Here is a 12259-nt window from a genome sequence, read left to right as displayed (position 1 = left end):
TCTAAAGTCTTAATTCAGATATTAATTATTTTTGTATTATCATAAATAAATGAATGGGTTTTATAAGTTCAAGTATTTTTAATGATTAATGGGTGTTTAGAGCGTTTTAATAATACATTAATTTCGAAAAAATAATAACTAAGATAGAGAAAAATAAATTGCCTTTTAGGAATGCTATTAATAAATATTAATAGCATTCCAGCATCCGTATAGGGTTTTTACTTTAAATTTTTTAAGAAAAATGTATAGAGTTCATTGTTATTGAGAGATTTTTCTGGAAATCATAGGCATGATCATGATTTGCTAACAAGATGTGTTTATACTGTGATGGCTGTTACCTTACCAATTTTGAAAGGACTTGATGATGGATGATAAGTTAAAACAAAGTGCTCTCGATTTTCATGAGTTTCCACATCCTGGGAAAATTACTGTAGTCCCCACTAAACCTTTAACCACTCAGCGCGATCTCGCACTCGCTTATTCACCGGGTGTTGCTGTGCCTTGCCTTGAAATAGCGGAAGATCCACTGAAAGCATACCGTTATACAGCGAAAGGTAACCTTGTAGGGGTTATCTCCAATGGAACGGCTGTTCTTGGTTTAGGGAATATCGGTGCCTTGGCTGGTAAACCAGTCATGGAAGGAAAAGGGGTATTGTTTAAAAAGTTCTCTGGCATTGATGTTTTCGATATCGAAGTTGATGAAACTGACCCTGACAAATTAATTGATATTATTGCTTCACTTGAGCCAACGTTTGGCGGGATTAACTTAGAAGATATAAAAGCACCTGAGTGTTTTTATATTGAGCAAAAATTGCGTGAGCGGATGAATATTCCCGTTTTCCATGATGACCAACATGGCACTGCAATTATTTGTACCGCCGCAGTAATTAACGGATTGCGTATTGTTAAAAAAGATATTGGCGATGTGTGCTTAGTGGTATCAGGCGCAGGCGCAGCTTCAATTGCCTGCATGAATTTATTAGTTGCATTAGGTCTGAAACGCGAAAATATCACGGTATGTGACTCCAAAGGGGTTATTTACAAAGGTCGCGATGAAAAAATGGATGCGACAAAAGCCGCTTATGCGATTGACGATAATGGCCAACGTACATTAGCGGATGCCATCCCTGATGCTGATATTTTCCTTGGTTGCTCGGGACCGCGCCTTTTAACGCCAGAAATGGTGAAAACCATGGCGAAAGATCCATTAATTTTAGCTTTAGCGAACCCAGAACCAGAAATATTACCGCCGTTAGCAAAAGAAGTGCGTCCAGACGCGATAATTTGTACCGGTCGTTCAGATTATCCAAACCAAGTGAATAACGTGCTGTGCTTCCCGTTCATTTTCCGCGGTGCGTTAGATGTCGGTGCAACAACGATTAACGAGGAGATGAAGCTAGCGTGTGTGTACGCGATAGCCGATTTGGCTCTTGCAGAGCAAAGTGAAGAAGTTGCTTCCGCTTACGGTAACCAAGACCTATTCTTTGGTCCTGAATATATTATTCCTAAGCCGTTTGACCCTCGCCTAATTGTTAAAATTGCCCCTGCTGTTGCGAAAGCGGCAATGGATTCAGGTGTGGCAACACGCCCAATCGCGGATTTAGATGCTTATGTAGAAAAACTGAACCAGTTTGTTCATAAAACAAACTTATTCATGAAGCCAATTTTCTCCCAAGCAAAAAAAGAAGTGAAACGCATTGTATTAGCCGAAGGGGAAGAAGAACGCGTACTGCATGCGACTCAAGAATTAGTTTCTCTCGGTTTAGCATTCCCAATTTTGATTGGTCGTCCAAGCGTTATCGAAATGCGTATTCAGAAACTGGGCTTACACATTGAGTTAGGAAAAGACTTTGAAGTCGTCAATAACGAAAATGACCCACGTTTCAAAGAGTATTGGCAAGAGTATTACCAAGTGATGAAGCGCCGTGGCGTATCTCAAGAAATGGCTCGTCGTGCCGTCATTGGTAATCCAACCATTATCGGTGGGATCATGGTACTGCGCGGTGAAGCGGATGGTATGATCTGTGGCTCTGTCGGCAGCTATAGTGAGCACTATAACATTGTCAAAGACTTGTTTGGTTTCCGCGAGGGTGTACATGCGGCAGGGGCAATGAATGCGCTGTTATTACCAACCGGAAATACATTTATTGCCGATACGTATGTGAATGAAGATCCAACGCCAGAAGAGTTAGCTGAAATCACGATTATGGCTGCTGATACTGTTCGTCGTTTTGGTATCGAACCAAAAGTCGCATTATTATCGCGTTCTAGCTTTGGCTCTTCCGATTGCAGCTCAGCACAAAAAATGCGTGATACTTTAGCGTTAGTGAAGGCTCGTGAGCCTAATCTAGAAATTGATGGTGAAATGCATGCGGATGCGGCATTGATTGAATCAATCCGTAAAGATGTGATGCCCGATAGCCCACTGAAAGGTTCGGCAAACTTGTTGATCATGCCAAATATGGAAGCTGCACGTATTAGCTATAACTTATTGCGAGTCACCAGCTCTGATGGTGTGACGGTTGGTCCAGTACTTATGGGTGTTTCAAAACCTGTTCATATTCTGACTCCAATCGCTTCTGTTCGTCGTATAGTTAACATGGTTGCGTTAGCGGCAATTGAGGCGCAAACAAATCCACTTTAATGATTGATTAATAATCAAATCATAATATAAAGGCTTCCATTATTCGTAATGGGAGTCTTTTTTATTTGAAAATGATTCTCATTATCTGTATTTTTAATGACTTCAAAATTAAAAATATGGAAAAGATAATGATATCAGCAAGTTCTTTGAATTTATTCGGTAAAAAGTCTTCATTTCTTGGCTTGGGAATGTTACTTCTTTTCAGTTTCATACAGCTAGGATGTACAGCGACTAAACCAAAACCTGCATTTCAATTGGCTCCGGAACTGACTCAGATGGGTAAAATTATTGATCTAGCATCAGGGCAGTCAATAACACCTCAGCAACTGATACAGCAACTTGCCGAATCATCTCGGGTCGTGGTTGGTGAGAAACACGACAATATTCACCATCACCACATAGAACAATGGCTCGCTCAAGAGTTACCCAAGGTTCGCCCTCAAGGTGCGGTATTGTTAGAGATGTTCACTCCAAATCAACAAGCAAAAGTGAGCAATGTACAAAAGCAGATGCAGGGTAGCCCATATATTCGAGATGAAAAATTACAAGAAGTATTGCATTGGAATAATGGTTGGCCATGGGAGCAATACGGAGAGTTAGTTAAATATTTGCTCATCCAGCCTTATCCTGTCTTAGCGGCAAACCTCAACCCAGATGAAATTAAGAAAGCGTACAATAATCCACCAACACTCAGTGGTAATCATTCAACTCAGCCAATTGTCCAAGAACTGATCCTTGCCACCATTAAACGCTCCCATGGGGGAGAAGTCGATGATGATCAAGCTAATAAAATGAAAGTGATCCAGCAATTACGCGATAGAGCCATGGCGCAAAGTTTATTAAATGCACCTGAACCTGCGCTCTTATTTGCTGGTGGATATCATGCCACAAGGGCTATTGGTGTCCCTCTACATGTGCAAGATTTAGCGCCTAATGAGCCTTTGAAGGTATTGATTATTTCTGAAGAAGGAGAGGAAATTGACCATTTACATGCTGATTATGTGTGGTACACACCTAAATAATTGAGGTCCTTCATTAATTCAATGATTTTAAAAAGGTTAATTTTGTGAAGTAATTAGCATAATTATTAATAAATAATTTCCATTCGCATTCGTTATTAATTATCATTTGCATTTTCGTGAATATACGTAAGATAAACATGAGCACAATAACGTTTGAAAGTGGATATGTGAATCGAGCCACCAGAGTGGGAATATGGCTCATATTGGCAATAGCTTTGCATATTGCCATTGTGGGCTTATTTATTTGGAACACTCACAATGTGCGCTGGGACGAATCATTACCTGCGCCATCGGTGGTAATGGAGCTATCTATCGAAGCACAGGCTGAAAAATTAACCGAAGTGAATATCGGGCAAGTTCAGGAGCTTTCCGTTGCGAGTGAATCCCATCAAGCCCAAGCGGAAGAGGTGGATCTCCCGGCATTACCGAAGAATGACCAAGCAGAAGTTTTGGTGACGCAGACGGTCAATAAAAAACCAAAACCTGAGGTTAAAAAACAAAAGCGTGAACAGCAACCGACAGAAGAAAAGGTACAAACGACAGATTCGAAAGCTCATGATTCACCTGTAACGAGTGATGCAGCAGCGCCTTTAAAGAGTCATCAAATTGCTGCGGAATTTAATAGCCAATCTCAATCTGAAGATGATGCAAGGAAACAGTGGGAAGCACAGGTGCTGGGAAAATTGAATAAATATAAGCGCTATCCAGAAGATGCGGGACGTCGAAGTCGAGTGGGTAAACCCGTGGTTATTTTTACGGTCGATCCTCAAGGAATATTACTCGATAGCGAGTTAATGACATCTTCAGGAACACGCTCTTTAGATAGGGAAGCACAGCAAGTTTTATCAAGAGCGGCGCCATTACCACTTCCACCGTCAGAAATATTAAAAAATGGTCGGGTGACGGTCAGAATGCCTATTGATTTTACTCTTAATGAAAAATAGATTGGATAAACTATGCGTAACAAAATCGCAAACTTTTGTGTAATTACACTTTTTGGTTTATATGCAGCCATGAGCGCTGCGGAGGATAGAATGCCAGCTCCAATAGCAAAAAAACAGCCTTACACGATCACAACCCATGGGGATGTTCGTGTCGATAACTATTATTGGCTAAGGGATGATAAACGTGAGTTCCCTGAGATTATTGAATATCTAAATCAAGAAAATGCCTATACCGAGCAACAACTCGCATTAGGTGAACCACTAAGAAAAGAAATTTATGACGAGCTATTTTCTCGAGTAAAGCAGGATGATGAATCGGTTCCTTACAATTTTAATGGTTATACCTACCGTTCAAGAGTGGTATCGGGTAAAAATTATCCAATTTATGAACGGCGTCCAATTGACAGCCAAGAAGAATGGACGGTATTGGTTGATGGTAACCAGCGTGCAGAAGGTGTGGAATATTATCGTATGGGGGCGTTGGCTATTTCGCCAGACAATACGACGTTAGCCATTGCAGAGGACCGACAAGGACGCAATGATTATGGCGTTTCTTTCCGTAAGATTGATGACCCACAGTGGCAAGAAAATGTGCTGGTGAATACTTCCGGCAATATTGTTTGGGCGAATGATAATCGTACGCTGTTTTATGTGAATAAAGACAAACAGACATTACTGCCTTATCAAGTTGTTAAGCACCAATATGGGACTAAGCAATCTGACGATACTGTCGTGTATGAAGAGAAAGATGATACTTTTTACGTCAGCTTAGCTAAATCGACGTCAAAAGATTATATTCTGATTGGGATCACCAGTACGGAAACATCGGAATATCGTTTAATTGATGCCAATAAACCTAATCTTGAGGCTAAAATTTTACAACCACGTCAAGTGGGTGTGGAATATTATCCAGACCATTTTAATGGCAAGTTTTATATTCGTTCTAATCATCAGCATCCATTATTCGGGTTATATATCGCTGATAACGAAGCGGCACCATGGGTAAGTTTTATTGCCCCGCGTGATGAAGTGGATTTAGAAAATTTTTCATTATTTAATAACTGGTTAGTTGTTGAAGAACGCCAAAATGGATTGGTTAATATTCGTCAAATTAGCTGGCTAACCCACAAAGAAAACTCAGTCACTTTTGATGACCCCACGTATATGGCATGGATTAGCAACAATCCAGAGCCAGATACCGACACATTACGTTATGGCTATTCATCCATGACAACACCGTCTTCAGTGTATGAAATTAATATGCTGACTCAAGAACGTACTCTCTTAAAGCAAGAAGAAGTGAAAAATTTTGATAAAGCCAATTATCAAAGTGAACGCATTTGGGTGAAAGCTGAAGATGGAGTAAAAGTTCCAGTTTCACTGGTTTATCGTAAAGATCTGTTTAAATCAGGTAAAAATCCATTATTAGTCTATGGATATGGCGCTTACGGTTATGGTATCGACCCCTCATTTAGCTCTTCTCGTTTATCTTTACTGGATCGTGGATTTGTTTACGCTATCGCGCATATTCGTGGTGGTGGCGATTTAGGCAAAAACTGGTATATACAGGGCAAAACAGTTCATAAGATGAACACGTTCACTGATTTTATTGATGCAACCAAAGCATTGTTATCTCAAGGCTATGGTGAGCAAGGCCATGTCTATGCGATGGGCGGAAGTGCTGGTGGTTTATTAATGGGAGCCGTGGTTAATATGGCACCAGAGCTATATGAAGGTGTTGTCTCTGCTGTGCCATTTGTGGATGTGGTGACCACAATGTTAGACCCATCAATTCCGTTAACAACGGGGGAATATGATGAGTGGGGTAATCCTGAAAATGAAGCCGATTATTGGCGAATTAAGGCCTATAGTCCGTATGACAATATTAAAGCTCAGCAATATCCTCATATATTAGTGACTACCGGTTTACATGATTCCCAAGTGCAATATTGGGAGCCAGCAAAATGGGTAGCTAAATTAAGAGATATCAAACAGGGTAATTCATTACTGTTGTTGGAAACCAATATGAATGCAGGGCATGGTGGAAAATCAGGTCGTTTTAATGCGTTGGATGATATTGCAAGAGAGTACAGTTTTATTCTTATGCTTGAAGATAAGCCAAAGTATTTCCCAAATTTAAAATAATAATTTACCCATAAAAGGTAATTAAAGGTCAGTAACATTATTTATCGCATATTGTTGCTGGCCTTTTTCACAGAAATTTATTTATTCTGTGTTGGCAGTGTGAGCGACTGTTTAATCAGTACGTTTACAGGAATGGTTTATGAACAATAAAATAATAATTATGGTAGCGGGTGTTATTTCCACTAGCTATCACGGTATCGCTTTGGCTGAAAATACTCAGCCACAAAATAAGCAGCAAGATGATGTGGTTAATTTTAGTCAATTGAAAGTGTCTGGCGCACAAAAACAGACTCCATTAGTGAAGGCATTGGAAAAACCGGGGGCGTTTAGCGCGGTTGGAACTGAAAATAAACTTCAATCTATGGATAAAATTATTCGTTCTATGCCGGGAACCTATACCCAAATGGATGCAAGCCAAGGCACAATTAACGTTAATATTCGTGGGCTTAGTGGTTTTGGGCGCGTCAATATGATGGTGGATGGCGTTACCCAGAGCTATTACGGAATATCACCCAGTAAATATACTCATGGAATGCAGCCAAGTAATGATTTTGGATCATTAATTGACCCTAACTTTATTGTTGAAGTTGAAGTTGAAAAGGGGCAATTAAATGGTAGCAATAGTATTAACGCATTAGCAGGAAGTTCAAATTTTAGAACTATCGGCATTGATGATGTTATTTTTAAAAATAATCTTTGGGGGTTACGGAGCAAAGGAAGCTGGGGAGATAATGGTCTTGGTTATAATGGGATGGTTTCCGTTGCAGGGAAAACATTATTAAATGAAGATGATGGTTATTTAGGAGGATTAATTGCTGTTAGTGGGCATAATATTCCTGGAAGCTATAAGAATGGTGATGGTTTTGATACGGATGAGTTTGCTACCGATCCAACATTTAAACAGAAACCTCAATCCCAACTAGCAAAATTAAAATATAAGCCAAATGACAGCCATGAATTAGAATTTAGTGGTCGTTTTTTACAGAATAAATTAACTAGCCGAAAAATTAATAGTGAAGATTATTATCTTAAATACAAATATACGCCAATAAACGAACTTATTGATGTAGAGCTGTTAGCGAGCCATGGATATAACACGCAAAAATTCCAAGGTGATCCCATTGGTGGAGCGTTAAAGAATGCAGAGTCTGAAAATAAATCAGACAGTATTAATCTCTCCAATACTAGCCATTTTTCTTATGGAGATGCAGATTTTAAATGGCAATTGGGTTCGAAACTCATGAAAACTAAGTACCAAAAAATTACACAGCCAGTTGAAGATCCAAATACGATTATCTATAACCCTTTTTCACCCAGTGGCACACAAGATATTGCGAGTCTGTATACTCAATTTGAGGCAAAGTACGATATTTATACGGCGACTTTTGACCTCAATTACCTTAATTACAGAGTTAAAGGTTATAAGCCAGCTTGTGATGCAACGGAAAAATGCTTCCCACAAGAGGCAAGTACATTAGATCTACGAGAAAGTGGTATTAATCCTGGGATATTGATTTCAGCTCAAATTATTCCGGAGTTTCAGCCTTTCGTGAGTTATGCTCATTCGATGCGTGCACCTAATTCCCAAGAAGTCTTTTTTTCACAAAATGGAGGGCAGAGTATGAATCCGTTTCTAAAAGGGGAAAAATCGAAAACTTGGCAAATTGGTTTTAATAGTTTTAAGCCTGATTTCATGGTGGAAGGGGATCAATTTAATCTGAAGGCTCTATGGTTCCATACACATATTAAGGATTACATTACGAGCAAATCATTTATGCTGTGTCGTGCAACTTCACAGGAAGAATTTGATTGGTGTTTAATTAATGATGATGTTTGGAATAAAGAAAATCCTGATATTTTTCAACGTGCAGACATGTACGTGAACGATCCTCGTGATGTTAATTTACGAGGTTATGAGCTGCAAGCTAACTATGATGCAGGGGTATTTTATTCGATGGTTTCCTATACTAAAGAGTCTGGTAAACAACCTGTATCAATCAACAGTACATCGGTATTTAGTGCAGGCGATTTTACTCAACTTCCTGAATATTATGTCACTTTAGATACTGGTGTACGTTTATTTGATGAGAAGCTCACAATAGGTTCTGCAATTACATGGACGGGGCCTTCTAAGCGCATTAGCCCGATACCTGATGGAGATATGAATGGGGATGCAATGACGGAAAAATATGAGAAACAACCCACTATCGTCGATCTGTATGCGGACTATGAAATTAATAAAAACTTTAAGTTGATGATGACCATTAATAACCTGACAAACGAAAATTATACGGATGCTTTAAATCGTGCAAACTCAGGTGCCATCATGGAGGAGCGTGGTCGAAATAATGAGACAGGAAGAGGGCGCAGTTATATGCTTGGTGGGCAGGTGCGTTTTTAATCAATAAATAAATTAACTCTCACTTATCTAGCCAAAATCTAGCTAGATAAGTGAAACAAATAATTACTTCGCGATTTTTTTTACTTTAATCTTCTGAATGCTCGTTACTTGGCTTTCAACCCAGCCATCATTCAGGCGTGTTTTCAGTTGTTGCCCCAGTTTTACTTGGCTGGTTTTTTTCAACACGGCGCCTTGCGATGTTTCACTGATACTGAAACCACGAGCTAAGGTAGCTAGGGGGCTAACTGCTTCCATTTTAGAACAGGCAACGGCGAAACGCTGGCGATAGTTAGTCACTAGACGGGTTAACATATTTTGTAAATGATACTGAGTTTGCTGCAATTGACGTTGTTGGCGCTGTAATTTTGGGCGCAAGTCATTTTGGACTAAGCGTTGTTTATTTTTCTCAAAACGCCATGTGGCAGATTGCAATTGACGGTTTATGGCGAGATTCAATTTTTGCTGTAATCCATTTAATTGATTCTGCTGCCGTGCAAGGCGCAATTGGGGGTGTTGCTGCTGTAACCGATGCTGTAAACGAGCGAAACGCTGTTGCTGCCCAGCTAAGTAATAATCCAGCGCCATTTCAAGATGCTGCTGGCTGGATTTGAGCTGGCGTAACATCTCAGTCTGATTACGGCTAACTAACTCTGCTGCTGCGGAGGGGGTTGGAGCGCGAACATCAGCGACATAATCTGCAATAGTGACATCGGTTTCATGCCCAACGGCGCTAATCATTGGTAATCGACTATTAAAAATTGCTCTAGCGACGACTTCCTCATTAAATGCCCATAAATCTTCTAATGAACCGCCACCACGCCCCACAATGAGTACATCACATTCGTTACGTAAATTAGCGAGCTCAATGGCGCGAGCGATTTGTGCAGGGGCTAATTCACCTTGAACGGCAGTAGGATAAATAATCACCGGGAGTGAAGGATCTCGTCGACGTAAGATATTTAAAATATCATGCAGAGCTGCGCCTGTTGCTGACGTTATTACACCCACACATTTTGCCGGAGAGGGTAAAGCTTGCTTATGAATAACGTCGAATAACCCTTGAGCATTCAATGCCTGTTTAAGCAACTCAAAACGCTGCTGTAGCAATCCTTCACCGGCAGGCTGCATACTCTCAATGATTAACTGATAATCGCCCCTAGGCTCATACAGAGTGACTGTGGCACGGACTAATACCTGTTGCCCATTTTGGGGACGAAAAGCAACCCGTGTATTTTGCCCTCGAAACATTGCCGCGCGAACTTGTGCTCGATCGTCTTTAAGGGTTAAGTACCAGTGCCCAGAACTTGGTTGCGAAAAATTCGATATTTCGGCGGTTAACCAAATTCGTCCCATTTGGGTATCGAGTAATTCTCTTACCGTTTGGTTGAGCTTACTGACAGAGTAAATTGCGCTATTTTGTTGAGTCGACATGTGAGCTAGATCAAATTCTAAAACAATGACTTAATTGACTGATACTAACGTAGCCGACGGACTTATCAAGTTTTTTTTGAAAAAAATGCTGGAAGCAACCGATTACGGTGTGTATAATGCCGCGGCAATATTTTATACCTTTCATAACGCTGCCTGGTGGGATATTGCCTATGTTACGCATTAAAAAAGAAGCACTAACTTTCGACGATGTTTTACTCGTTCCTGCACATTCAACTGTACTGCCAAACACGGCAGATCTGTCAACTCAACTGACCGCAAAAATCCGCCTGAATATTCCTATGCTCTCTGCAGCAATGGACACTGTCACCGAATCTGATCTGGCCATCGCACTGGCTCAAGAAGGTGGTATTGGTTTTATCCATAAAAACATGTCTATTGAGCGCCAAGCTGAAGAAGTTCGCCGTGTGAAAAAACATGAAAGTGGTGTTGTCACTGACCCTGTGACAGTTACGCCAGATACGACCATTCGTGAAGTTCAAGAAATGGCTCAACGCAATGGTTTTGCTGGTTATCCTGTGGTTACTAAAGATAATTCTTTAGTAGGGATCATCACTGGACGTGACGTTCGTTTCGTCACAGATCCTGACCAACCGGTCACTGCGGTTATGACACCGAAAGAGCGTCTTGTTACTGTAAAAGAAGGCGAAGCACGTGAAGTCGTTTTACAGAAAATGCATGAGCATCGTGTCGAAAAAGCCTTAGTGATCGATGACAACTTCCACCTGTTAGGAATGATCACGGTAAAAGATTTCCAAAAAGCAGAGCGTAAACCTAATGCGTGTAAAGATGAGCAAGGTCGTCTGCGTGTGGGTGCGGCTGTGGGAGCAGGTCCTGGTAATGAAGAGCGTGTTGACGCATTAGTTGCCGCGGGTGTTGATGTTCTGCTGATTGACTCGTCACATGGTCATTCCGAAGGCGTATTACAACGTATTCGTGAAACTCGCCAAAAATATCCTGATTTACAAATCATTGGTGGTAACGTAGCTACTGCTGAAGGTGCGAAAGCGTTAGCGGATGCTGGCGTTAGCGCAGTGAAAGTCGGTATTGGTCCAGGTTCAATCTGTACAACTCGTATCGTAACTGGCGTCGGTGTTCCTCAAATTACAGCGATTGCTGAAGCGGCCGAAGCATTAGAAGGTACTGGTATTCCTGTTATCGCTGATGGTGGTATTCGTTTCTCTGGGGATATTTCTAAAGCTATTGCCGCAGGTGCTGCGTGTGTGATGGTCGGCTCCATGTTTGCAGGAACGGAAGAATCTCCGGGTGAAACTATTCTGTTCCAAGGTCGTACCTATAAAGCGTATCGCGGAATGGGTTCTTTAGGAGCGATGTCCAAAGGGTCTTCAGACCGTTATTTCCAATCTGATAATGCCGCAGATAAGCTGGTTCCTGAAGGTATCGAAGGCCGTGTTGCTTACAAAGGTCGCTTAAAAGAGATCATTCACCAACAAATGGGTGGCTTACGTTCATGCATGGGTCTGACTGGCTGTGCAACAATCGATACGTTAAGAACAAAAGCAGAATTTGTGCGTATCAGTGGTGCGGGCATCCAAGAAAGTCACGTTCATGATGTGACTATCACGAAAGAGTCTCCTAACTACCGTTTAGGACAGTAACAGACTGATTTCAGGGTGGCTCTATCTGCGGATAG

Annotated in this window: 7 protein-coding genes; 6 read left to right on the top strand and 1 reads right to left on the bottom strand. The window is 41.0% G+C overall.

The genetic code is table 11. The features are described 5' to 3' along the window. Positions 1-364 precede the first annotated feature (364 nt). The 5 genes from maeB (at position 365) to EL244_RS09900 (ending at position 9156) form a co-directional block, all read left to right on the top strand. Positions 365-2644, top strand: a complete 2280-nt coding sequence (maeB, locus tag EL244_RS09920) for an NADP-dependent oxaloacetate-decarboxylating malate dehydrogenase (protein ID WP_126460625.1) — start codon at positions 365-367, stop codon at positions 2642-2644. 128 nt (positions 2645-2772) lie between these two features. Then, positions 2773-3666 (top strand): ChaN family lipoprotein, encoded by an 894-nt coding sequence (locus EL244_RS09915; RefSeq protein WP_230084815.1) that lies wholly within the window; start codon positions 2773-2775, stop codon positions 3664-3666. 137 nt (positions 3667-3803) lie between these two features. Beyond that, the gene (locus EL244_RS09910) at positions 3804-4610 is read left to right on the top strand and encodes a TonB family protein (RefSeq protein ID WP_126460622.1); all 807 of its coding nucleotides are present in this window, start codon (positions 3804-3806) and stop codon (positions 4608-4610) included. 12 nt (positions 4611-4622) lie between these two features. Beyond that, the gene (locus EL244_RS09905) at positions 4623-6755 is read left to right on the top strand and encodes a S9 family peptidase (RefSeq protein WP_126460619.1); all 2133 of its coding nucleotides are present in this window, start codon (positions 4623-4625) and stop codon (positions 6753-6755) included. A 139-nt stretch (positions 6756-6894) separates the two neighbouring features. Further along, positions 6895-9156, top strand: a complete 2262-nt coding sequence (locus tag EL244_RS09900) for a TonB-dependent receptor domain-containing protein (protein WP_126460617.1) — start codon at positions 6895-6897, stop codon at positions 9154-9156. Between the two features lie 63 nt (positions 9157-9219). Here EL244_RS09900 and xseA read toward each other — a convergent pair whose 3' ends face one another. Then, the gene (xseA, locus tag EL244_RS09895; protein ID WP_126460614.1) at positions 9220-10587 is read right to left on the bottom strand and encodes an exodeoxyribonuclease VII large subunit; all 1368 of its coding nucleotides are present in this window, start codon (positions 10585-10587) and stop codon (positions 9220-9222) included. 170 nt (positions 10588-10757) lie between these two features. Between xseA and guaB the strand changes: the two genes are divergently transcribed. Then, positions 10758-12224 (top strand): IMP dehydrogenase, encoded by a 1467-nt coding sequence (gene guaB / locus EL244_RS09885; RefSeq protein ID WP_006815313.1) that lies wholly within the window; start codon positions 10758-10760, stop codon positions 12222-12224. Positions 12225-12259 lie beyond the last annotated feature (35 nt).

This window comes from Providencia rustigianii (assembly GCF_900637755.1).
Lineage (GTDB): Bacteria > Pseudomonadota > Gammaproteobacteria > Enterobacterales > Enterobacteriaceae > Providencia > Providencia rustigianii.
This window is presented reverse-complemented; position numbering and strand designations above follow the sequence as displayed.